This window comes from Allosphingosinicella sp. (genome assembly GCF_059502505.1).
Genome location: NZ_JCACEU010000019.1, coordinates 121,227 through 142,579, shown reverse-complemented (window position 1 = coordinate 142,579; position 21,353 = coordinate 121,227). Strand labels below are relative to the sequence as shown.

The 21,353-nt window shown below is 65.4% G+C and carries 21 protein-coding genes and 1 tRNA gene; 16 read left to right on the top strand and 6 right to left on the bottom strand.

Features of this window, described 5'->3' with window-relative positions; all coding sequences use genetic code 11:
- Positions 1-76: 76 nt before the first annotated feature.
- Together aroA and cmk are read left to right on the top strand one after the other, a co-directional pair.
- Positions 77-1,375 (top strand): 3-phosphoshikimate 1-carboxyvinyltransferase, encoded by a 1,299-nt coding sequence (aroA, locus tag AC5JBD_RS13100; protein WP_495722258.1) that lies wholly within the window; start codon positions 77-79, stop codon positions 1,373-1,375.
- Positions 1,372-1,989, top strand: a complete 618-nt coding sequence (cmk, locus tag AC5JBD_RS13095) for a (d)CMP kinase (RefSeq protein ID WP_495722257.1) — start codon at positions 1,372-1,374, stop codon at positions 1,987-1,989. The genes aroA and cmk overlap by 4 nt, the downstream gene beginning before the upstream one ends.
- On the opposite strand, the gene AC5JBD_RS13090 is transcribed toward cmk, so the two are convergent.
- The 3 genes from AC5JBD_RS13090 to AC5JBD_RS13080 form a co-directional block, all read right to left on the bottom strand.
- Positions 1,986-2,132 (bottom strand): hypothetical protein, encoded by a 147-nt coding sequence (locus AC5JBD_RS13090; RefSeq protein WP_495722256.1) that lies wholly within the window; start codon positions 2,130-2,132, stop codon positions 1,986-1,988. The two genes, cmk and AC5JBD_RS13090, sit on opposite strands and share 4 nt — an antisense overlap.
- Positions 2,098-3,270 carry an alpha-hydroxy acid oxidase gene (locus AC5JBD_RS13085; protein ID WP_495722255.1) on the bottom strand — a complete coding sequence of 391 codons (1,173 nt, stop codon included), beginning with the start codon at positions 3,268-3,270 and terminating at the stop codon, positions 2,098-2,100. The genes AC5JBD_RS13090 and AC5JBD_RS13085 overlap by 35 nt, the downstream gene beginning before the upstream one ends.
- A gap of 239 nt (positions 3,271-3,509) precedes the next feature.
- Entirely contained in the window at positions 3,510-3,809 is a 300-nt protein-coding gene (locus AC5JBD_RS13080) for a DUF6894 family protein (RefSeq protein WP_495722254.1), read from the bottom strand.
- A 303-nt stretch (positions 3,810-4,112) separates the two neighbouring features.
- Between AC5JBD_RS13080 and AC5JBD_RS13075 the strand changes: the two genes are divergently transcribed.
- The 7 genes from AC5JBD_RS13075 to AC5JBD_RS13045 all read left to right on the top strand — a co-directional run bounded on the left by AC5JBD_RS13075 (position 4,113) and on the right by AC5JBD_RS13045 (position 9,954).
- Positions 4,113-4,790, top strand: a complete 678-nt coding sequence (locus AC5JBD_RS13075) for a Crp/Fnr family transcriptional regulator (RefSeq protein ID WP_495722253.1) — start codon at positions 4,113-4,115, stop codon at positions 4,788-4,790.
- 188 nt (positions 4,791-4,978) lie between these two features.
- Positions 4,979-5,770, top strand: coding sequence for a Crp/Fnr family transcriptional regulator (locus AC5JBD_RS13070; RefSeq protein WP_495722252.1), 792 nt, complete (start codon positions 4,979-4,981; stop codon positions 5,768-5,770).
- A 100-nt stretch (positions 5,771-5,870) separates the two neighbouring features.
- A complete protein-coding gene (locus tag AC5JBD_RS13065) occupies positions 5,871-6,599 on the top strand; it encodes a Crp/Fnr family transcriptional regulator (RefSeq protein ID WP_495722251.1) in 729 nt (242 codons plus the stop codon).
- 169 nt (positions 6,600-6,768) lie between these two features.
- The gene (locus AC5JBD_RS13060) at positions 6,769-7,011 is read left to right on the top strand and encodes a DUF6894 family protein (protein ID WP_495722250.1); all 243 of its coding nucleotides are present in this window, start codon (positions 6,769-6,771) and stop codon (positions 7,009-7,011) included.
- Positions 7,012-7,552: 541 nt separating this feature from the next.
- On the top strand, positions 7,553-9,262 hold the full coding sequence (gene rpsA, locus AC5JBD_RS13055) for a 30S ribosomal protein S1 (protein WP_495722249.1): 1,710 nt from the start codon (positions 7,553-7,555) through the stop codon (positions 9,260-9,262).
- A gap of 211 nt (positions 9,263-9,473) precedes the next feature.
- Positions 9,474-9,752 (top strand): integration host factor subunit beta, encoded by a 279-nt coding sequence (locus tag AC5JBD_RS13050; RefSeq protein ID WP_495722248.1) that lies wholly within the window; start codon positions 9,474-9,476, stop codon positions 9,750-9,752.
- A 115-nt stretch (positions 9,753-9,867) separates the two neighbouring features.
- Positions 9,868-9,954, top strand: a tRNA-Leu gene (locus tag AC5JBD_RS13045).
- A 280-nt stretch (positions 9,955-10,234) separates the two neighbouring features.
- On the opposite strand, the gene glf is transcribed toward AC5JBD_RS13045, so the two are convergent.
- Positions 10,235-11,350: a UDP-galactopyranose mutase gene (gene glf / locus AC5JBD_RS13040; protein WP_495722247.1), complete on the bottom strand. Its 1,116-nt coding sequence runs from the start codon at positions 11,348-11,350 to the stop codon at positions 10,235-10,237.
- Positions 11,351-11,673: 323 nt separating this feature from the next.
- Between glf and AC5JBD_RS13035 the strand changes: the two genes are divergently transcribed.
- The 6 genes from AC5JBD_RS13035 to AC5JBD_RS13010 all read left to right on the top strand — a co-directional run bounded on the left by AC5JBD_RS13035 (position 11,674) and on the right by AC5JBD_RS13010 (position 17,667).
- Positions 11,674-12,879: a glycosyltransferase family 2 protein gene (locus tag AC5JBD_RS13035; protein WP_495722246.1), complete on the top strand. Its 1,206-nt coding sequence runs from the start codon at positions 11,674-11,676 to the stop codon at positions 12,877-12,879.
- A 68-nt stretch (positions 12,880-12,947) separates the two neighbouring features.
- Positions 12,948-14,438: a hypothetical protein gene (locus tag AC5JBD_RS13030; RefSeq protein ID WP_495722245.1), complete on the top strand. Its 1,491-nt coding sequence runs from the start codon at positions 12,948-12,950 to the stop codon at positions 14,436-14,438.
- Positions 14,435-15,178, top strand: a complete 744-nt coding sequence (locus tag AC5JBD_RS13025) for a class I SAM-dependent DNA methyltransferase (protein ID WP_495722244.1) — start codon at positions 14,435-14,437, stop codon at positions 15,176-15,178. The genes AC5JBD_RS13030 and AC5JBD_RS13025 overlap by 4 nt, the downstream gene beginning before the upstream one ends.
- Positions 15,175-15,789 carry an HAD-IB family phosphatase gene (locus AC5JBD_RS13020; RefSeq protein ID WP_495722243.1) on the top strand — a complete coding sequence of 205 codons (615 nt, stop codon included), beginning with the start codon at positions 15,175-15,177 and terminating at the stop codon, positions 15,787-15,789. Before AC5JBD_RS13025 ends, AC5JBD_RS13020 begins: the two co-directional genes overlap by 4 nt.
- Positions 15,765-16,496, top strand: coding sequence for an NTP transferase domain-containing protein (locus AC5JBD_RS13015; protein WP_495722242.1), 732 nt, complete (start codon positions 15,765-15,767; stop codon positions 16,494-16,496). The genes AC5JBD_RS13020 and AC5JBD_RS13015 overlap by 25 nt, the downstream gene beginning before the upstream one ends.
- 115 nt (positions 16,497-16,611) lie before the next feature.
- Entirely contained in the window at positions 16,612-17,667 is a 1,056-nt protein-coding gene (locus AC5JBD_RS13010) for a glycosyltransferase family 2 protein (protein ID WP_495722241.1), read from the top strand.
- A 360-nt stretch (positions 17,668-18,027) separates the two neighbouring features.
- Here AC5JBD_RS13010 and AC5JBD_RS13005 read toward each other — a convergent pair whose 3' ends face one another.
- Together AC5JBD_RS13005 and AC5JBD_RS13000 are read right to left on the bottom strand one after the other, a co-directional pair.
- A complete protein-coding gene (locus tag AC5JBD_RS13005) occupies positions 18,028-19,356 on the bottom strand; it encodes an adenylate/guanylate cyclase domain-containing protein (protein ID WP_495722240.1) in 1,329 nt (442 codons plus the stop codon).
- Positions 19,357-19,418: 62 nt separating this feature from the next.
- Positions 19,419-19,751, bottom strand: a complete 333-nt coding sequence (locus AC5JBD_RS13000) for a PilZ domain-containing protein (protein ID WP_495722239.1) — start codon at positions 19,749-19,751, stop codon at positions 19,419-19,421.
- Positions 19,752-19,882: 131 nt separating this feature from the next.
- On the opposite strand from AC5JBD_RS13000, the gene AC5JBD_RS12995 reads away from it, so the two are divergent.
- Positions 19,883-21,349 carry an ABC transporter substrate-binding protein gene (locus AC5JBD_RS12995; RefSeq protein WP_495722238.1) on the top strand — a complete coding sequence of 489 codons (1,467 nt, stop codon included), beginning with the start codon at positions 19,883-19,885 and terminating at the stop codon, positions 21,347-21,349.
- The last annotated feature ends 4 nt before the right edge of the window (positions 21,350-21,353 follow it).

Genomic DNA, 21,353 nt, shown 5'->3' with positions numbered 1-21,353 from the left:
AGGGATTTGCCACTGTCAAAAGCCTTGGCACCCCCTCCGCCCGCAGGTGCCGATGCCCCCTCCCCAGCTTCAGCCGATGGCGTTCGCGCCGGCCGGCCCGCTGCGGGGCAGCGTCCGGGTGCCCGGCGACAAGTCGATCTCGCATCGGGCGCTGATGCTGGCAGCGATGGCGCACGGGCGCAGCCGCATCGAAGGTCTTTCGGAAGGCAGTGACGTCGCCGCCACCGCATCGGCCCTGCGCGCCATGGGCGTGCGGATCGAGCGCTCCCCCACCGGCTGGACCGTCGACGGCGTCGGCACTGGCGGACTCATCCAGCCCGAACAGGCGCTCGACATGGGCAATTCGGGCACCTCGGCAAGGCTGCTGCTGGGCCTCATCGCCAGTCATCCGATCTCGCCGACCCTGATCGGCGACCGCTCGCTCTGCCGCCGTCCGATGGACCGCGTGATCGCGCCGCTGCGCCGGATGGGCGCAGACATCGTCGCCAGCCCCGGCGAGCGGCTGCCGCTCAGCTTGCGCGGCGTCTGTCCGGCGGTCCCCCTCGCCCACCGCCTCGACATCGCCTCGGCGCAGGTCAAGTCGGCCTTGCTCCTCGCGGCGCTCAACACGCCCGGCGTCACCCGCATTGTCGAGCCGGTCCGCACCCGCGACCATACCGAGCGGATGCTGCGCCGCTTCGGGGCCCGCATCGATCGGCATGAGCGGGATGGAGAATGCCGTATCGAGCTCGCCGGCGAGGCGGAGCTCGAGCCGCAGCATATCCGCATTCCCGGCGACGCATCGGCCACCGCCTTCCTGGCTGTCGCGGCGCTGATCGTCCCCGGCTCGAGCATCCGCATAGAAGGGGTCGGCGTGAACCCGATGCGCATCGGGCTGTTCGAGTTGCTGAGGCATATGGGTGCCGACCTCCGCATCGAGAATGAACGCGATCTCGCAGGGGAGCCGGTCGCCGACATCGCCGTCGCTCATTCGCCGCTCCGCGGCATCGACGTTCCGCCGGGGATCATCCCCGCGATGATCGACGAATTCCCGATCTTCTTCATTGCCGCCGCCTTCGCTGAAGGCACCACCCGTGCCGCCGGCCTGTCCGAGCTGCGCGTCAAGGAATCCGATCGCATCGCCGCCATGGCCGGCGGCCTCCGCGCTATTGACGTCGAGGCTCGTGAAAGCGCCGACGGCCTCACCATCCAAGGCAGCGCCGGCCGCCCGCTCGCCGGCGGCACAACGATAAACTCCGCTCTCGACCACCGCATCGCGATGAGTTTCGCGGTCGCTGGCCTCCACGCTCGTCAGCCGGTAACGGTCGACGACATGACTCCAGTCCAGACCAGCTTCCCTGCCTTCTCCGAGACCCTCGCAGGGCTCGCCTCATGATCATCGCCGTCGACGGCCCGGCGGCGAGCGGCAAGGGCACCATCGCCCGCGCCCTCGCCCGCCATTTCGGCCTGCCCCATCTCGACACCGGCCTCCTCTACCGCGCCGTCGCCCTCAATCTTCTGCGCTGGGACGGCGACCCCGAGAGCGAATTCTCCGCCTTGCGCGCCTGCGACTTCAGCCAGATCGACTTCGCCGACCGCGAGCTGAAGAGCGAGGCGGTCGGCGGCATCGCCTCGCGCATCTCCGCCTATCGCCCGGTCCGCGCCGCCCTCCTCCAGCGCCAGCGCGATTTCGCGGCGCAGCCCGGCGGCGCCGTCCTCGACGGCCGCGACATCGGCACCGTCATCGCGCCCGAGGCCGAGGCCAAGCTCTTCGTCACCGCCAGCCCCGAAGTCCGCGCCCGCCGCCGCCAGCAGGAGCTCGAAAGCCTCGGCCGCCCCAGCCATTATGAGGACGTCCTGATCGACATCCGCGCCCGCGACGAGCGCGACAGCAATCGCGCCGCCGCCCCCCTCGCCCGCGCCCCCGACGCCCACCTCCTCGACACCAGCGACCTCACTGTCGAACAGGCCATCGCCGAAGCCATCGCCGCCGTCGAAGGCCGCCGCTAGAGCACCCGGATCCGCGGCTCCGCCACCGGCCGGATCAGCGTGCTCATCATCCGCTCCTTCTCGCGCAGGACCTGAATCGCCAGTTTCGGGTCGGCCGCGCCATAGCGATCACTGCGAAATCCGCCGCACGTGCCGGCGTTCAAGCCGCGCCAAGTCATTGACTCCCGCCAGCGCCAGTGTGCGGTCGAACTCCTCCCTCAGCAGCGTCAAGGCGCGGTCCACTCCGGCTTCGCCCCCGGCCGCCAGGCCGTAAAGATACGGGCGGCCGATCGAGCAAGCGGTGGCCCCAAGAGCACGAGCCTTCACCACGTCGGACCCGCGCCGCACACCGCCGTCGCAGATGATGTCAGGCCCCTCGCCCAACACCTCGCGAACCGCCGCAATCTGGTCGATCGGAGCCGGAGCCCCGTCGAGCTGGCGGCCCCCATGGTTCGATATCATCACGCCTGTCGCGCCCGAGGCGATGGCGCGCCTGGCGTCTTCGGGCGCCATCACGCCCTTGATGGCGAGCGGCCCCGCCCACTCGCGCGCGAGCCATTCGACATCGGCCCAGGTCAGGCTGCGGTCGAATTGCCCGCCGATATAGTCGAACAGGCTCATCGGGCCGCCGGCCAGGGCATCGACCTTGTGACTGACATTGGCGAAATCGAACTTTGCGCCGGAAAGCGCAGGGATCGACCAAAGCGGATGCGCCGCGAAGCTCAGCATCGAGCGCCAGGTCAGCCGGGGCGGCAGCGACAGCCCGTTCACGCGGTCCCGTTCCCGATTGCCGGCCACCGGCGTGTCGACGGTCAGCGCCAGGCCATGGAAGCCGGCAGCCCTGCAGCGCGCCACGAACTCGGCCGTAAGGCCGCGATCCTTGAAGATGTAGATCTGGAAGACCTTGGGACCGCCGAACGCCTCGGCAAGCGCCTCCAGGCGCGTCGTGCCGAGCGTGGAGAGGCTGTAGAGCAAGCCGTGCGCCGCCGCCGACCGCGCGACCGCGAGCTCGGCGTGCCCGTGGAACATCCGCGTCAGCCCCGTGGGCGCCAGCATCAGCGGCCAGGCCACCGGCTGGCCAAAGATCGTGGTCCCCGTCCGAATATCCGACACGTCCGTGAGCACGTCCGGAACGATCTCGTAGCGCGAGAAGGCGAGCATGTTCCGCGCAAGCGTCACCTCGTCATCGGCGCCGCCGTCAATATAGTCGAAGATAGGCCGCGGCAGCCGCCGGCGCGCCAGCCGGCGCAGATCGGCGATGTTGTAGGCGCGCTTCAGCCGCCTTGTCGCAATCGACTGCATGAGCCCCTCCTAACCACCGAGGGCGAGGTTTAGAACCCGGCTGGGTCAGCCGCAGCGCCGTCACCAGCGCTGCTCGCGCCTCCCCATCGTCGCGACGCCTGATTCCGTCGAAGGGCTGTCCTTCTCTTCCTCGTTCATCACCCGCTCCCTTTTGCCCTGACCGCCGCACCAAGCGCACGAAAAAGGCCGCCCCGGCAAAGCCGCGCGGCCTGAGGTGCCGGCTCACGCCTGTGAGCCGGTCATTCTTCGTGCGGGCGCACCGAACGCAGCGACACGACCGTGGTGTCCTTCGAATTGGAGGCTGTCGCGATCTTCAGGGCGTCTCCGCCCCGTATCGTCAGCAGCTCCTTGCCCGCCCCGTCCGTCACCTCGATCCATTCATCCAGCCCGAGCACGCCATGCAGCACTTCCGCGCTGATGATGGAGCGAAGGCTCTCGACGGCCTCAACGCGCGCGCTCTCGAGGTTGGGCAGCTCCTGCCCTTCGGTATCCTCGATCCGCTCGCTGGGCGTCACCACGTGGAAATAGTAACGCGGCATTAACTCCCACCTCCTGGCACATGCTCGCCGCCAGACGGTGGCGCCCGCCGTGCCGGCCGTCCGACGTTCAGCGATTCGGGAAATACGAGGTTCCCAGGATTTGTGCGCTATCGCACATTTCCCTTGATCAAGATCAGTTCCTTGAAAGCGAGCGAATACTCACCTATATCAATTGGATCGCTCGCCTGACTCTTCAGGGCGCGAGCGGCTGGAAGAAGCTTTTTCCTTTCGCCCCCAATTTAAATGGGCCGAAAGATGACCCTTCCAGACCAAAGTTACACCCGGAATCTCCTTCTTGCATCCTTGCCGGCCGCCGATTGGACGCTGCTGCAGCCCCATCTGGAGCGGATCGAGCTGTCGCGCGGCTATGACCTGTTCTTCGCCGACCAGCCGATCCGGTACATCCATTTCCTCGAAGGAGGCGTGGCCTCTATTGTCGCCGACCAATCCGGCGAGGAAGTGGAGGTCGGGCTGATCGGCCGTGAAGGCTATACCGGGACGGTGGTCCTGCTGGGTACCGACCAGACGCCCGACAGGTCCTTTGTTCAGATCAACGATTCCACTGCGCTTCGCCTCGCCACCGGGCATCTGCAGGAAGCGGTCGCGCAAAGCCCGTCGCTCGCCTCGGTGCTGCTGCGCTTCGGCCAGGTGATGAATGTTCAGGGTGCGCGGACCGCAGCCTCGAATGCCGGCGCTGAGATCCCGCAGCGCCTCGCGCGGTGGCTCCTCATGTGCCACGACCGTGTGGAGGGCGATATCCTCCACCTCACCCACGAGTTCATGTCGATGATGCTGGCCGTGCGCCGCGCCGGCGTGACTGTGACGCTCCACCTGCTGGAGGGAACCGGCGCGATCTCCTCCCGCCGTGGCGAGATCACCGTCCGCGATCGCCAGAAGCTCCTCGACATGGCCGGCGAGACCTACGGTGTGCCCGAGGCCGAATATCGCCGCCTGCTGGGTCCATTCGGCAAGTCCGCTTGATCGAGGTTTATGACGTGTGTGCGTAACCGCACGGTTCCGAGGCTAGTCCTTTCAAAGGCTTAACCGTTCGGGCATTCATCACGGAGGGAATGTTTTCCCGCTTTGCTGCAGCGTTCAAAGGCAGAGTTCGGCGGACCTTCACCCCGCTCCTCTCGGTCATGCGGCACCCTCAAACGGAGGAGCAGGACATGCTCCAATTGAGACTGGATCCGTCCCGCGCCGCCATGCCGCACGCCTTCTTCCCGCTCCATCGCGCCGAAATCGGATCCGAGCTGCAGCAGGGCGAGCGCCGCTTCGACCAGCTCGTCGAACCCCGGAGCCTGAGCATCGAGGCACGCCGCTGCCTGGTGCCGGCCGCCCAGGAGCAAAGCTTCGTCTACCGCCTCCGTTCCGGCTGGTGCGCGCGGCTGCGATTCCTCAAGGACGGCCGCAGCCAGGTCATGGCGATCCTGCTGCCGGGCGATTTCGTCTGCGTCCGCTCGATGGTCCTGGAACAACAGCCGGACGAGATCGCCACCATCACCGCCTGTCAGTTCGACATGGTCGACCAAGCGGCTCTTCGCAGGGCGGCCATGAAGGATCCGGCACTCACGCTGCGCCTGTGGTGGCAGTCGATCGAGGACGAGCGGCGCCTGCACAATTGGCTGATCGCGATCAGCCGCGGCCGCGCCGAGGAGCGCCTCGCGCTGCTGCTGCTCGACATTCGCGGCCGGCTCGCATTGGCCGGGCTGGTCGGGGACGATGCGACCAGCATTCCCTGGCCACTGACGCAGCAGGAGCTTGGCGAGATCCTCGGCCTCACCGCTGTCCACGTGAACCGCACGTTGAAGGAATTACGAGCGAAGGGCTTGGTGGAGATCAGCTCACGCACCGCGCGCATCGACCCGGAAGGCCTCTACCGCATCGCTCATCCGCTGATGGACGTCTTCGAGCGCCGCCGGCCGGAATTCGGCGCGCCGCGTCTGGCCGCCAACGCCTGAGGGCTGAACCCCTAAGGGTTTGTGCGGTGGCGCACCAAAGTGCCCCTCTCGCTTGGCAAAGAAGGAACGCCCCCGCATCGCGGCTCAAGATCGGGGGCAGATGTCTTTACCCAGCCAGTCGTACACGCGTAACCTGCTGCTCGGCGCCATGTCGGAAGAAGATTTCGCGCTGCTCCAACCGCACCTCGGCCGGGTCGATCTCGAGCGCAACGATGGGCTGTTCGAACCCGACCGCGAGATCGCGCACCTCCACTTCCTCGAAGCCGGCGTCGGCTCGATCGTCTCCGACGAGGAGGGCGGCGAGCAGATTGAGGTCGGCATCGTCGGCCGTGAGGGCGTTTCCGGCATCCCGGTGCTGCTCGGCGCCGACCGCACCCCCCACCGCGGCTTCATGCAGGTCGGCCCGACCACCGCCCTGAGGATCGACGCCGACCGGCTGCGCGAGGCGATCAACGCCAGCGAGAGCCTGCGCAACCTGCTGCTGCGCTACGTCCAGACGTTCATGATCCAGACCGCCCAAACCGCCACTGCGAACGGCAACTACACCCTGCCCGAACGCCTCGCCCGCTGGCTGCTGATGTGCCACGACCGCATCGACGGCGACGAGCTGGAGCTCACCCACGAGTTCATGTCGATGATGCTGGCCGTGCGCCGCTCCGGCGTCACCGTCACCCTCCACACGCTGGAAGCCGCCGGCGCCATCCGCACCATGCGCGGCCGCATCGCCGTCCGCGACCGCTCCAAGCTCCTGTCCGTCGCCGGCGAAAGCTACGGCCGGCCGGAGGAGGAATATCGCCGCCTGATCGGCCCGTTCGGCAAGGCGAGCTGAAGCGACGTCGCTATCTGCTCGCTTATGAGTTCGGATGGCTAAGCATTTGTTTTGAAGCGATCTTGCCATGCTTTGTGCGAAAGCGCACAAAGCGCCATCGCCGGAAAAGGGATTCCCAGGCTCCGGCGGCTGAGAGACCGACGCGCTCCCGCCTGCAAGTGGAGCGTCCATGCCCCGTTATTTCCTGCACCAGCGTGACGGCGTCGATGAGATCCTCGACCCGGACGGCACGCAATTCGAGACCTTGGACGAGCTGCGGCGATCTGTGCTTGCCGGCGCCCGCGACCTCATGAGCGCCGATGTGAAGCAAGGTAAGCTCGACCTGCGCTACCGCATCGATGCGGAGAACGAGGCCGGCCAGCTAGTCCTCTCGATACCCTTCAAGGAAGCCGTTTCAATCACGGGGGACTAGCCCGGAGGGCACGATGCTGAACCCGATGAATGAGGCTGAGCTGCGACAGAAGGCGCTTCAGTGTCGGCGCTTGGCTGGCGGCGCGTCCGACGAACAGACTAGGCGCGTTCTGCTGGATATGGCGACAGACTTCGATGCCAGAGCTATGATCGCCAACGCTCAGCACAAGATCAGAGAGCCAGATAGAGCGGCCGTCCTCATGTCGCATGGGCTCTGAAGCAGACATTCGACCGGTCGATGCCGAGTGGCAGATTACGGCCAGGGTCTATCGTTCCCGCTTGCCCCTCCTCTTGCTCTCGCCTATACGCGCACCCGTCCGGCGGGTGCTAAGCGCCTGCGGAAGCTAAGGCTTTGGATAAGCGCGTGAGGAGAGGCCCTAAGGCCCGCCTTCAACGCGCTCTTTTCGCTTATCCGCCGCTTTCGCTTCGCTCATGCGCCCACCGGACGCCGCATCGGCATGGGGCCGGCGCGGCAGTCGGGTCAAAAGACCAGGGGAGACAACCCCCGGCCGGCACAACAAACCAGAAGGAAAGCATCTTTTATGGCCACCACGGCAATGCCGTCCCGCGACGATTTCGCGGCTATGCTCAATCAATCGCTCGGCGGCGAGAATGAAGGCTTCGAAGGCCGCGTCGTCAAGGGCACCGTCACCGGCATCGAAAACGACCTCGCGGTCATCGACGTCGGGCTGAAATCCGAAGGCCGCGTGCCGCTGCGCGAGTTCGCCGCGCCGGGCCAGAAGGCCGACCTCAAGATCGGCGACGAAGTCGAGGTCTATGTCGACCGCGTCGAGAACCACCAGGGCGAAGCGATGCTGTCGCGCGACCGCGCGCGCCGCGAGGCCGCCTGGGACAAGCTCGAGAGCGAATATGCCGCCGGCAACCGCGTCGAGGGCGTGATCTTCGGCCGCGTCAAGGGCGGCTTCACCGTCGACCTCAACGGCGCCGTGGCGTTCCTGCCCGGCAGCCAGGTCGACATCCGCCCGGTCCGCGACGTCACCCCGCTGATGGACCTGCCGCAGCCCTTCCAGATCCTGAAGATGGACCGCCGCCGCGGCAACATCGTCGTCTCGCGCCGCGCGATCCTCGAAGAGACCCGCGCCGAGCAGCGCACCGGCCTCATCCAGTCGCTGGCCGAGGGCCAGGTGGTGGACGGCGTCGTCAAGAACATCACCGATTACGGCGCCTTCGTGGACCTGGGCGGCATCGACGGCCTGCTCCACGTCACCGACATCAGCTACAAGCGCGTCAACCATCCGTCCGAGGTGATCAACATCGGCGACACGGTGAAGGTGCAGATCGTCCGCATCAACCGCGAGACGCAGCGCATTTCGCTCGGCATGAAGCAGCTCGAGAGCGATCCCTGGGAAGGCGCCGGCGCCAAATATCCGGTCGGCGGCGTGTTCAAGGGCCGCGTCACGAACATCACCGAATATGGCGCGTTCGTCGAGCTCGAGGCCGGCATCGAGGGCCTGGTCCACGTCTCCGAAATGAGCTGGACCAAGAAGAACGTGCACCCGGGCAAGATCGTCTCGACCAGCCAGGAGGTCGACGTGTCGATCCTCGAGGTGGACGAGGACAAGCGCCGCATTTCGCTCGGCCTCAAGCAGGCGCAGGCCAATCCATGGGCCGCGTTCGCCGAGACCCACCCGGTCGGCTCGACCGTCGAGGGTGAGGTCAAGAACGCGACCGAGTTCGGCCTGTTCATCGGCCTCGAGGGCGACGTCGACGGCATGGTCCACATGTCGGACATCGCCTGGGGCGTCTCCGGCGAGGATGCGCTCAACCTTCACCACAAGGGTGAGACGGTTCAGGCGCAGGTGCTCGAGGTCGACGTCGAGCGCGAGCGGATCAGCCTCGGCATCAAGCAGCTCGAGCGCGGCGGCGTGTCCGCGGCGGCGGGCGGCAAGGCCGGCGGCGGCGTCAACAAGAACGAGGTCGTCACCGTCACCGTGCTCGAAGTGCGCGACGGCGGGCTCGAGGTGCAGGTCGGCGACGACGGCGTCTCCGGCTTCATCAAGCGCACCGACCTCGGCCGCGACCGCGACGAGCAGCGCCCCGAGCGCTTCCAGGTCGGCCAGAAGTTCGACGCGATGGTGACCGGCTTCGACCGCTCTAAGAAGCCGACCTTCTCCGTGAAGGCGATGCAGATCGCCGAAGAGAAGCAGGCCGTCGCTCAATACGGCAGCAGCGACTCGGGCGCGTCCCTCGGCGACATCCTTGGGGAAGCGTTGAAGCAAAAGAACAGCTAAGCTATTCTTTTCGGAGGGAGTGCGCGCAAAAATGCGTCCGCACTCCCTTCAGCTGCGCCGAATCGATACTTTCCGGAGCCATATCTCCTTGGAGAGCATTGCTTTTCCGGCGATGTGGTGCGATTGATCTGGATTAGCCGCTTTGGGGATTGCGGCCAGTGCGATCCGGCGTTCGCTTGATCTTTCGAACTTTTGGGTGGGGGATAAAGCCTTGATCCGTTCCGAACTGGTGCAGCAGCTCTGCGAAGATCATCCGGACCTGACGGTCAAGGAGATCGAGCGCGTAGTGTCGTCTTTCTTCGACTCGATCATCGACCAGCTCCAGGCGGGCGGCCGTGTCGAGCTTCGCGGCTTCGGCGCCTTCTCGACCCGCGAGCGCGAGGCGCGCAAGGGCCGCAACCCGCGCACCGGCGCCGCCGTCGACGTCGACGCCAAGCGCGTGCCCTATTTCAAGCCCGGCAAGGAAATGCGCGAGCGCCTGAACGTCTGAGGCGTTCTCCCGCGAGCCTATTGTCCACTGCGCGCGGCAAAGCTGTCGCGGCGCGACAAATCCGCATCCGAATGATCTTCGCGCCCGGCGCGACGCCCGCTAAGGCTGCACCCGTGCGGACGTGGCGGAACCGGTAGACGCTGGAGACTTAAAATCTTCTGCCCGTAAGGGCGTGCGGGTTCGAGTCCCGCCGTCCGCACCATGCTTGTCTGCGAGATCAAACGGCGACCACCTAAGCCCCGCTAAAGTAGGGAAGCGTGACGCTTCTACATCAAGGAGAGTCAGCTGCTTAGCCCACTTCGCACCGCTGAGCCGTCAAAGAACTCGCCGATGCTCCCTGACCCGAGGGCCGTCGCCTAGTGACCGGCGGCGGCTTGCCCTGCACCGCCATCCGCCGAGGTAGCACCCGAACCAAGTGGAGTCGCGAAGCAGCGGATCCAGCAGTTTACCTTAACAAGGGGGCAGGATGAGGAGTTGCGCGCTCAGCCTGCCTTCCACTCGGCGTCGAGCTTGCGGAAGGTGGCGAGCGCCTGGCCCACGATTTGGTCCATATTGTAATACCGGTAGGTGGCGAGCCGCCCTACGAAGGTGACGTTAGGCGTCACGTCCGCCAGCGCCTCGTACTTCTTGAACAGCTCCTGATTCTCCGCCCGCGGGATCGGATAATAAGGATCGCCCTCCGCTGCCGGATACTCGTAGGTGATGCTGGTCTTCGGATGCTCCTGCCCTGTGAGGTGCTTGTACTCGGTGATGCGGGTGTAGGGCACGGTCGGGTCGGGATAGTTGATTACGGCGACCGGCTGGAAATTCTCCTGATCCTTCACCTTATGTTCGAACTTCAGGCTCCGGTACGGCAGCTTGCCAAAGCGGAAGCCGAAATATTCGTCGATCGGGCCGGTGAAGATGATGTGGTCCGCGTCGACCCGGCCGACGATGTCCTTGTAGTCGGTGGAGAGCAGCACCTCGATGTTCGGGTGGGCCAGCATGTTGTTGAACATGGCCGTGTAGCCAGCGGCTGGCATGATCTGGTGCTTGTCGCCGAAATAGCGGTCGTCGGTGTTGGTCCGCGTCGGGATGCGCGAGGTCACCTGCTTGTCAAGCTCACTGGGGTCTAGCCCCCATTGCTTGCGCGTGTAGCCTTGGAAGAAGAGTTCGTAGAGCTCGCGCCCGACGGCGTTGATGACAACATCCTCGGACGTGCGGATCTCGTCTACTGCCTCGGCGCGGGAGCCGAGATATTCGGCCGCCTGCTCGTCCGTTTTGAGATCGAGCTCGAACAGCATGTTGAGCGTCGTCCGGTTGATCGGGATCGGCACGAGCTTGTCGCGAACCATTGCCAGCACCCGGTGCTCGTAAGGTCGCCATTCCGTAAACTCGGAGAGATAGTCGACGATCTCGTCCGAGTTCGCGTGGAAAATATGGGGTCCATATTGGTGGATCAGCACGCCCGCTTCGTCGAGATGGTCGTAGGCGTTGCCACCGACATGCGTACGCTTGTCGACTACGAGCACGCGTGCGCCATGCTGACTGGCGAGCCGCTCGGCGAGCACCGACCCGGCGAAACCCGCGCCGACGACGAGGTAATCGTATGTCGTCATCACCTACGCTTTGAGCTCATCGGATCCGATGAAGGCAGTGCTAATCACACGTTGGACCCTGTGCTCGGACGATCGTGCTTGATACGCCAGAACCAGGGGTCCGACGGAGTGAGCGCCCTCCATAGCGAGTGCCGATGTATCGGCAAGTCGCCGCTGGGAAGAGCGGTGTTCAAAAATTGAGACCGTGGTGGCGATCACGCTGATTTTTCACTCCGACGCCAGGCAATCTCGCGGCTGAACCGACGCCTTACCGCGCTCTTAACGATATGTTTAAAGCCTTCGAACAGGATGGTGGGGTCGCAACATCCGTAGGCAGTCCTCTCATGCCGGAATCCGAAATCCTACTTTCGATCTGCGTGCCGACGTTCAATCGGAAGTTCCTGCTGGAGCGCAATGTCTCCTTCCATCTGCAGGAATTCCGCCAGCTCGGGATCAGCTTCGAAATGGTGCTGGTGGACGATTGCTCCACCGACGAGACTGCCGAATATCTCGCTTCGCTGGAGGGCGAGCCTGAGGTCAGGTCCTATCGCCGCGCCCGCAACAGCGGCTTCCTCAGTAATTACGCCTTCGCGATGCAGCGGGCACGCGGCCGATATGCGGTGTTTCTGGGCGACGATGACCTGCTCATCCCGGACAAGGTCGCGGAATATCTCCAGATCATGGAGAAGGACCCGGAAATCGGCATGGTGCAGGCGCCGTGGCTCCTCGTCGATGCTCGACCCGGCGGCGGCGACATGCGGCCTTTCTACAAGCTCTCCGCACCTACCCGACACAGCAAAGGCGACTTCGCGAGCCTCCTGAACTTCATCCTGGAGCGCCACGTCTTTCCCGAGTTCCTGATCGTCCGCCGCGACGTTCTCGCCAAGTCGATTTCGGGTGCGACGCCGTTCATCTTCTGGGCCTTCCTGTTCACGGCGCGGGCGCTAAACGCCGCCGACATCCTGTTCATGCCCGAGCCCTTTGCCCGCGTCACCGCGATCTCCAACGATCCGCGGACGCAGCAGGGCAACAAGGAATGCATGTTCCAGTGGGACAGCTATCGCGGCGGCCTCGAATATATCGCCTCTCACACGTTCGGGCGGGGCCAGTTCGCCGACGAGGATCGAGCCGCGCTCAATCGCGCCATTATGGATTTCATGGCCGTCCGCCAAACGGTGGCCTTCCGCCTGCTGATCCAGTCGAAGCATTGGGTGGAAGCCTATATCCTCTATCATCGCATGGCCGCCTACCGCCCGGTGGAAAGCACCGGCCTGCCGATAGAGATCGTGCGGACCTTGGCCGCGGTGACGACGGCGCTGACCGAAGCCGTCGAATTCAGCGACGGCCCGCCGATCGTCGACCCGACGCTGGACAGCGACATACTAGGGATGGTCTCCTCCAAGCTGCTCGAGCGGCTGACCCATGAGGTTCCCCCCGCTGGCGATCGCGAACCGCGTGCATGGCTGCGGGTCAATCCGGACTTTGCCGACAAGGCGAGCAACGACGACGCCGTCTTCGACCTGCCTTCGTACTGCCAGCAGTTCTTCTGACGCTGCGGCCGCAGCCCGTCGCAGCCGCCCTGCCGTCATGCCTTTCGGACAAGAGTGAGACGAATATCGTGTTAGAGCTCCAGAGCTTTCCCTCGGACGATCCTGATCCGAATGCGGCGCCCGAGCCGCAGGACGTGGTGGTGGAGGCGCTTGCGTTTCTCGCCAACGCCATTGCCGATGTCGAGGAACGTCTGGCCGAACGGATCGATGTCGTCATTGCGGAAATGGAGGCGCGGCTCGGCGAGCGCATGCGCGCGCTCGTCACCGATGTCGGGCAGCAGCTTTATCTGAAGGTCGACAGCGAGGCGAACGATCTCAGGCAGATCGGGCATCTGGCGTCCCGCAAGATCGGCACGTGGGGGCCGCGCATACGCTGCGTGTTTCTCGTCCATGCGATCGAATTTTGGGATGCGCAGGTCGAAATCTACGAAGCCATGGTGGGCGACGACCGCTTCGACCCGCTGGTGATCAGCATCGACCGGCGCTTCCCGGGCGATGCGCAATATGGCGGCGAGGAGGAGACCAGCGCGGCGCTCGACCGGGCCGGCGTTCGTCATATCCGGCTCGGCACGGAGCAAGCTGCGGCGGCGCTCGACATCCTGCGGGCGCTTCAGCCCGATGTGATCTTCCGTCAGGCGCAGTGGGACAATGACCTTCCCCCGGCGTTCGCGACGTCGCGGCTCAGCTTCGCGCGCATCTGCTCGGTGCCATACGGCATGTCGATCGTCGGCAAGTTCCAGCCGCGCGACACCTTGATCAACGGCGTCAACAAGCAGGCGTTCGACCAGCCTTATCACCGCATGGCGTGGCGGGTGTTCTGCGAGACGGACCAGACCCGCGATTACTTCGTCCAGTTCGACCATTCGGACCCGGAGAAGTTCATCGTCAGCGGCTATCCCAAGCTCACCCGCTTGCTGCGCGCGCGGCAGGAGCCGGAGGCCTGGCCCGTCGCGAACCGAGGCGAGCGGCGCTTCCGGATCATCTGGGCGCCGCATTATTCGGTGGGAACCAATTGGCTGGGCTTCGGCACGTTCGACCGGGTCTACCGCGACTTCCTCGCCTGGGCGCGCGAACGATCCGACATCGACTTCGTGCTGAAGCCGCACCCCGCTTTGTTCAGATTCGCCCTGAAGAGCGGATCGGTGCCGCAAGCGGACCTCGACGCTTTCCTGGAGGCGTGGCGGGCGCTGCCGAATTGCGCCATCGAGCTCGGCACCTATGGCGGCTTGTTCGCCGCGTCCGACATGATGGTGACGGACGGCGTCTCCTTCCTCACCGAATATCCGATCTTCGAGAAGCCGCTCGTCTTCTTCGATTCCGGCCGCCACGTGCAGATGAACCGGCTGGGCGACGCCGCGCTGGCCGCAGCCCATCATGTCCAGACCTTCGATGCGATGAAGGCTGCCGCCGAAGGCTATGCCGGCGGCGCGCCCTTCAAGCATGAGGAGCAGCGGCAGGCGCTGCTGGATATCCTGCTCCCGAACGAGCGGGAGCCAGCCGAGATCATCCTCGATTCGATCGCGGACGGCTTCGTCGCCCGGCGGCAGGAGGCACTATGAGCAGGGTCGCAGGGGAGAAGATCCCCCTCAACAAGGATGAGGTCGCCAATTTCTTCGAGCAGCGGGCGCGCAAATTCGATGCTGCGACGCCGCTGACCGCCATTCTCTATCAGGACAAGCATCCGGAGATCGCCGAATTGCGCGACGCGATGGAGCGGGAGCGGGTGCTTCCCCTGCTCGAGCTAACCGGCGCCGAACGGGTCTTGGACGTGGGCTGCGGCATCGGCCGATGGGGCGCGGCGATCGCAGATCGCGTCAGCGTCTATCACGGAATCGACGCCAGCCCTTCGCTGATCGAACTGGCGAGATCCTATTGCCGGCGCGACAATGTCGCGTTCCACGCGGCGGGGGTCGACGACCTCACCGATGCATGGCTGGCAGAGCATGGGCCTTTTGACCGTGTCATCTGCTCGGGCATCCTCATCTATCTCGACGACAGGCAGGTGGCGTCGCTGCTGGGGGCTCTCAGCCGGCATCTGACGCCCGGCGCAGTTATCTATGTCCGCGAACCGATGGGCATGAACGGCCGCCTGACCCTGTCGGGACACTGGTCGGAAGAGCTCCAGACCCATTACAGCGCAATCTACCGCTCGCCGGGCGAGATCGCCGCCGCGCTGGGGGAAGCCTTTTCCTCACCCGCACATGAGATCGGGGCGATCGAGCTCCTGTTCGAGCAATCGGACCTGAACAACCGGGCCGAAACCCGGCAGCATTTCTGCATCGTCAGGAAGAAGCGGTGACATACCAGCCGCCCGCCAGTTGCTTCTGCTTCGATCTCGATGGCACCATCACGGGCGAGGAGCTGCTGCCGCTGATCGCGTCCGAGGTCGGCCTCGAGGAGGAGATGCGGCTGCTGACCCGGATCACCATGGACGGGCTCATCCCGTTCGAGGACTCTTTCCGGCTGCGCTTCGCGATCCTGCGCACCGCCGGGCTGGAGCGGATCCAGCAGATCGTCTCCGAGGTCGAGCTGGACCCCGACATCGAATGCTTCATCGCCGACAATCGCGAACGGTGCTTCGTCATAACGGGCAATCTCGACGTCTGGATCGCGCCGCTGGTCGAGCGGCTCGGCTGCCATTTCTATTCCTCGACAAGCCGGATCGACGGTGAGGGCCGGCTGGAGCTGGTCGACATCATGCGGAAGAACGTGCCCACGCGGGAGCTGAAGGAGCGGTTCGGCCGGGTGGCGGCGATCGGCGACGGTTTCAACGACGTGCCGATGTTCGATGCCGCCGATGTCGGCATCGCCTTCAACGGCGTGCACCCCAGCCCGGACGCACTGGTCTCGGCCGCGGATTATGTAGCGCTGAATGGGAGGGGCTTATGCCGACTGTTGGACACGTTGTGATCGCGGCGGCGGGGCTTGGCTCCCGCCTCGGACACGGAAAGCCGAAATGCCTGGTGCGGATCAACGGCGTCAGCGTGTTGGCGCACCTGATGCACTTGGTGGCCGACGTGCCGGACGTGCGCGTGGTGGTCGGCTTCATGGAGGCGGACGTCATCGAGGAGCTGACCCGCATTCGTCCCGACGCGATCGTCGTCCGCAATCCCGACTACAGGAACACGACCACGCTCCACAGCTATGCGATCGGTGCAAGGGGTGTGACGGGCGACTGCCTGTTCATGGACGCCGATCTTCTGATCGTCCCTCACACGTTTAACCAGTTCATCGCCGAATGTCGGCCGGGCGAGCCGCGTCTCGCGCTCACCAGTTCGCGCAGCACCGATGCGGTCTATGTGGAGCTGGCGAACGGCCGGGCTTCGGCATTCCGGCGCGACCTGCCGACCCGATATGAATGGGCGAACATCTCCTGGCTGCCCACCCGCTTCTTCGAGGAAGTAGGACCGACCGCGGTCTACGAGCATCTGCGCAATTTCCTGCCGCTGAACGTCGGCGAGGTCGATGCGTACGAAATCGACACGGTCGGCGACCTCGAACGGGCCAAGCAGATGGCCACGCAGTTCGAGCTCGAGGCGTGCCAGGGCTTCAGAATGCCGACGGCGCGACCTGCAGCGTCTTCGCGTCCCGAGCGGCGGCTAAAAAGGGCCGCTTGAGATGTTCCGGCGAGCTCCACGGCTGCCGCGTTATGAGCGGGAACAGGGTTAACCGCATCTTCGCTCTTCCACCCTTACACTCAGATCTTCGAACCGGATCCGGGAATAGCCTCGCATGCGCAGACAGAAACGCCGCAACATATCCGTCGCCGCGGCCTTGATCGTGCGCGACGAGGCCCGCTCGATCACGCGCTGCCTCAAAAGCGTCAGGCCCTATGTCGACAAGATGCTGGTGGTGGACACGGGGTCGACGGACGGCACCCCGGAGCTGGCGAGGGCGTGCGGAGCCGAGGTGCACCACCTGGAATGGCCGAACGACTTTGCGGCGGCGCGCAACCACGCGCTCGACCTCGCGGATGCGGACTGGAACCTGGTGATCGATGCCGACGAATGGATCATGTCCGGCGGTAAGCAGCTGCGCCGCTGGTGCCGGGGCCCGGCGCGGCTCGGCCTGTTGTGCGTCCACAGCGCCCTCGATGGACATGCCGAGGCCGGTGGCGGCCGCCGCCACTGGATGGGGCGGATACTGCCCCGCGGCGTCCGCTATGCCGGCCGCGTCCATGAGCAACCGATATGCGCGCTTCCACACGAACGGATCGAGCTTCACATCGCCCATGACGGCTATCTCGCCGAACAGGTCGTTCGCAAGCGCGACCGCAATGGCCCGCTGCTCGAGCGCGAGCTCCAGGATCGGCCGGGTGACCCCTATCTACTCTATCAACTGGGCAAGGACCGGGAGCATCGCGGCGAGCTGGCGACGGCAAGCGCCCATTATGCCGCAGCCTATGGGAGCGCCCGGCCGACGGTGAGCTGGCGCCACGCTTTGGTCCTGCGGCACCTCAATTGCCTGCGCCGGCAGGGCGAGTTCGACAGCGCGCTGGCGATCGCCCAGAGCGAATTGGCCAATTGGCCTGATTCCCCCGATTTCTTCTTCTTGATGGGCACCATCGCGTTCGAACAGGCCGCCGCCGATCCGCCGCAGGCGTCGACCCACTGGTTGCCTCTTGCCGCCTGCGCGTTCGAACGATGCCTGGCAATCGGCGAACGCCCCGATCTGGAGAGCAGCATGCACGGTTGCGGCAGCCATCTTGCCCAAACCAACCTGTCCGCAGTCCACACCCAGATGACCCTGCACGCCGCCCGCGACGAGCTGTTCCGCCTCTGCGCTTAGGGGTCTACAGACAAGATCCCTGCTGAGCTGCTGGGTGCTTCGCAAGCACCCCGGGACTGGATGCCGGTCACGTGGCTAGCTTCCGTGCTGCAAGTAGCGATCGGAGCACCAAAGCGAATGAACGCATATTTCAGGAGCGGCTGAACAGAGGCGATGGGGCGGGGCGGAGCGTGCAATTGGTAGGTGATCGTGCCCGCAGTTTCCGGCATGTTCTGGCACATCCCGCTTTGTCACGCGAACGCTAACCACTGTTCCGAAGGCAGAGTCGGCCATTCAGGAACCTTTGGCAAACCTCCGCGGCCGGACTTGAAAGTCTTCTGCTTCTGAGCCTGCGGGTTCCAGTGCCGCCGTCCGCACCAGTCAGTGTAGCGCCTTGCCAGCAGGCTGCGTGTCGCCCAGGCGGAGCAGAGTGTTACCCAGGCGGAGCAGGTAGACGCTCGCCTCCCCGATCCCCTTCAGTTGGACCGTCCCCGGCTGCTCGATCGGGAAGGCGTCGCGGAGCAGCTGATAGGCGGATTCGGACATCAGCACGGCGCCCGGCTGAGAGGCGCTTTCAAGGCGGCTGGCCAGGTTCACCGCCTCCCCCCAGCAATCGAAGGCGGGACGGCTGGTGCCGATCACGCCGGCGACCACTGGTCCGACGTGGAGGCCCACCCGAACCTGCAGCGGCAGGCCGAGTTCGCGAGAGACGCGCTCGGTGATGCCATGCATCGCGCAGGCGAACTCGGCCGCGCACATGGCCGGCTCCTTGCCGGTGCCCTCCCCGACCACCCCGCCCACCGCCATGTAGGCGTCCCCGATTGTCTTGATCTTGTGCATGCCATATTGATCCGCGGCCCGGTCGAACTCCGAAAAGAGCCGGTTGAGGATCTCGACGAGACGGGAGGCGCTGACCTCGCGCGACAGCCGGGTGAAGCCGACAAGGTCGGAAAAGACGATGCTGACCTTGCTGTGGAGGTCGGCGATCTGCGTCTCGCCGCTCTGGATGCGCTGCACGATGTCCGCCGGAAGCATGGAATGGAGCAGCTCCTCGATGCGGTTATGCGCCCGGAATTCGCGGCGGGCGCTCTTCTCGCGGGCCACCAGAGTGACGCCACCGAGGAACATGGCAGTCGTCAACGTGATCGTGTTGATGAGCGGCATGCCCGGCAGGTAATTCACGGCATAGGCCTGGGCGACATAATAGCTGGTCATCGTCGCTAGACAGAAGAGCAGATACCAGGGCACCCGCATCAGCAGCAGCGAGAAGACGAACACGATCACGAGGCTGAGGCCACCGGCGATGATGTTCATGCCGCCGTCGAGGATCGCGCAGATGAAGCAGATGATCGCGGTCGAAATGCTCGAAATGCCGCAGTTGATCTGCTCCACATAAGGAGTGGCGGCGCGGAAATAGAGCAACACGGCCGCCAGCCACACCGCCGGCGTCAGGAGAAGGATGCGGATCCACATCGTCGTCTGCGCGCCGACGGGATCGATCATGCGGTCCCAAAGGATGTAGACGATGAACAGCCCGCCGCCGAGCAGCAGCATGTAGCGAATGAAGGTGAGGTGCCGGGCGATGTAGCCGGCAAAGAAAAGCTCTTCCTCGCGGTCGTCGGGGAATCTCAGGCCGAAGCGGACCAGCAGCCCCTTCAGGCCGCCCGCCGGCGCGGTCGATTCAGCATTCGGATCGGGCCCCCTCGGCATGATCCTGTTTCTGACAGCTTTTCGGGTCTAGCTCCAGCAGCGCTTGCCAGACTCAGCGATCTTCAGGCGGGAACCTTCGGCGACTCCGCCCGGACTGCGGTCCACTCGCATTGCGTGAGGCTGATCGGATCGAGGAAGAGGCCTCCCATCCGGCTACCGAGCTGCCACCGCACCTGCGCGTGGACCGGACCGATGCCGGGAACGTCGAGCGATACCGCACTGCCGATGCTGACCGGGTGGGCACATTCCGCCATGAAGCCGGTCTGCGACACGTCGCGCACCTTCACCTCGACATTATACCATTCGTCGCTGCGCATGCGGGTCGTGGTGGCGACGGGCAGGCGCTCGTTTCCGCGGTCGACGAAGTCGCTGGTCCTGTGCTGATCGGGCTTCATCTACGCGTCCCACACTGGCGTTCCCGGCAGATAACCGGGATTAAGTGAAAAACAGGTGGAGAAACCGGGTTAACGGCCGGCTGTCCCGCGGCTCTGCACATCCCGTCGCGGCTGGTCTATCGACGGGACCAATGACGATTCGAACCAGGCTCCTGAACGCCCTCGCAGCCGCCGCACTGTTGGCGGGCGCGGCGTGCGACAGCGCCGAGACCGGGCCGGTCACTGTCAGCGCGATCGGTGCCGCGCCGACGCTCGTCAATCCGAACCTGACGCAGCTCGACGCGGCCTCCGCGTTCCTGCTCGCGGCAACGGCGCAGGGGCTGACCCGCTTCGACCCGAGCGGCCAGATCGAACCCGCTCTGGCGCAGAGCTGGACCGTCTCCGACGACGGCCTCAGCTACATCTTTCGGATCGACCGCCTGCAATGGTCGAACGGAAGCCCAGTCACGGCGCAGCAGGTCGCGGCACGGCTGCAGGCGGCCGGCAGCCGCGCCAGCCGCAACGATCTGAAGCCCCTGCTCGGCGCCATCGACGAGATCCTCGCGATGACGGACCGAGTCATCGAAATCAGGCTGAAGGCGCCGCGGCCGAATTTCCTGCAGTTGCTCGCCCAGCCTGAAATGGCGATCATCCGCAACGAAGAAGGCACCGGCCCCTATGTCGCGGAGGATCTTGGCGGGGGCGCCGTCCGGCTTCGTCCGCGCACGAGCGGCGAGGATGAAGAGGCGGAGCCGCAGGCCGCCGCCTCCGAGATCATCCTGCGCGGCGAAAGGGCCGCCATGGCCGTGGCGCGTTTCGAGCGCGGCCTCGCCGCTCTCGTCCTTGGGGGCACGGCGGGCGACCTGCCGATCGCGCGAGCGGCCGATCCGGCGAATGCCGCGCTGCGGTTCGATTCCGTGTCCGGCCTCTTCGGTCTTGCTTTCTCGCGGCCGCCCGAGTGGCTCGAAACCCCGGAGGCACGCCGCGCGCTCAGCATGGCGATCGACCGCACCGCCATTGCCGCTGCCATCGCCGTGCCCGATCTCACGCCGCGCGCCTCCCTGCTGCCGCCCGGCATCGCCGAGCTTCCCAACCCGGCCCAGCCGGCATGGGTGGCAGACCCCCTGTCCGCCCGTCGCGCCGCCGCCGCGGCGATCATCAGCGGCCTGGCAGAGGGCGACCAGCCGCCGACGCTACGCGTCGCAATGCCCGACCTGCCTGGCTACCGTCTCCTTTTCGCCCATATCCGCCGCGACTGGCGCGCCATCGGCGTCGAGGCGGAGCGGGTCGCGCCGGACGAGCGCGCCGACCTGGTCCTGATCGACGAGGTCGCGCCGGCGGGGCTCGCCACCTGGTATCTGCGACACTTCACCTGCGACCGCCGCAGGGTCTGCAACAGCGAGGTGGACACGATGCTGGAGGCGGCTCGGAACACCCTTTCCGTCGCCGAACGACAGCAGCTTCTCGCCAGCGCTGACCGCCTCCTGGTCGAGGCGGTGCCCTTCATTCCGCTGACGGCGCCGGTGCGGTGGTCGCTGGTGTCGGAACGTGTCACCGGCTTCCGCACCAACATGTTCGGGCGACATTTCGCAGGGGCGCTGGTTGCAGCCCGCCCCTAGGACC

Bases quoted from the DNA above. Each gene is read 5' to 3' on its own strand.
- aroA (WP_495722258.1), top strand. From the start codon at position 77: ATGGCGTTCGCGCCGGCCGGCCCGCTGCGGGGCAGCGTCCGGGTGCCC.
- cmk (WP_495722257.1), top strand. From the start codon at position 1,372: ATGATCATCGCCGTCGACGGCCCGGCGGCGAGCGGCAAGGGCACCATC.
- AC5JBD_RS13085 (WP_495722255.1), bottom strand. From the start codon at position 3,270: ATGCAGTCGATTGCGACAAGGCGGCTGAAGCGCGCCTACAACATCGCC.
- AC5JBD_RS13080 (WP_495722254.1), bottom strand. From the start codon at position 3,809: ATGCCGCGTTACTATTTCCACGTGGTGACGCCCAGCGAGCGGATCGAG.
- AC5JBD_RS13070 (WP_495722252.1), top strand. From the start codon at position 4,979: ATGCTCCAATTGAGACTGGATCCGTCCCGCGCCGCCATGCCGCACGCC.
- AC5JBD_RS13065 (WP_495722251.1), top strand. From the start codon at position 5,871: ATGTCTTTACCCAGCCAGTCGTACACGCGTAACCTGCTGCTCGGCGCC.
- AC5JBD_RS13060 (WP_495722250.1), top strand. From the start codon at position 6,769: ATGCCCCGTTATTTCCTGCACCAGCGTGACGGCGTCGATGAGATCCTC.
- rpsA (WP_495722249.1), top strand. From the start codon at position 7,553: ATGGCCACCACGGCAATGCCGTCCCGCGACGATTTCGCGGCTATGCTC.
- glf (WP_495722247.1), bottom strand. From the start codon at position 11,350: ATGACGACATACGATTACCTCGTCGTCGGCGCGGGTTTCGCCGGGTCG.
- AC5JBD_RS13035 (WP_495722246.1), top strand. From the start codon at position 11,674: ATGCCGGAATCCGAAATCCTACTTTCGATCTGCGTGCCGACGTTCAAT.
- AC5JBD_RS13025 (WP_495722244.1), top strand. From the start codon at position 14,435: ATGAGCAGGGTCGCAGGGGAGAAGATCCCCCTCAACAAGGATGAGGTC.
- AC5JBD_RS13015 (WP_495722242.1), top strand. From the start codon at position 15,765: ATGCCGACTGTTGGACACGTTGTGATCGCGGCGGCGGGGCTTGGCTCC.
- AC5JBD_RS13010 (WP_495722241.1), top strand. From the start codon at position 16,612: ATGCGCAGACAGAAACGCCGCAACATATCCGTCGCCGCGGCCTTGATC.
- AC5JBD_RS13005 (WP_495722240.1), bottom strand. From the start codon at position 19,356: ATGCCGAGGGGGCCCGATCCGAATGCTGAATCGACCGCGCCGGCGGGC.
- AC5JBD_RS13000 (WP_495722239.1), bottom strand. From the start codon at position 19,751: ATGAAGCCCGATCAGCACAGGACCAGCGACTTCGTCGACCGCGGAAAC.
- AC5JBD_RS12995 (WP_495722238.1), top strand. From the start codon at position 19,883: ATGACGATTCGAACCAGGCTCCTGAACGCCCTCGCAGCCGCCGCACTG.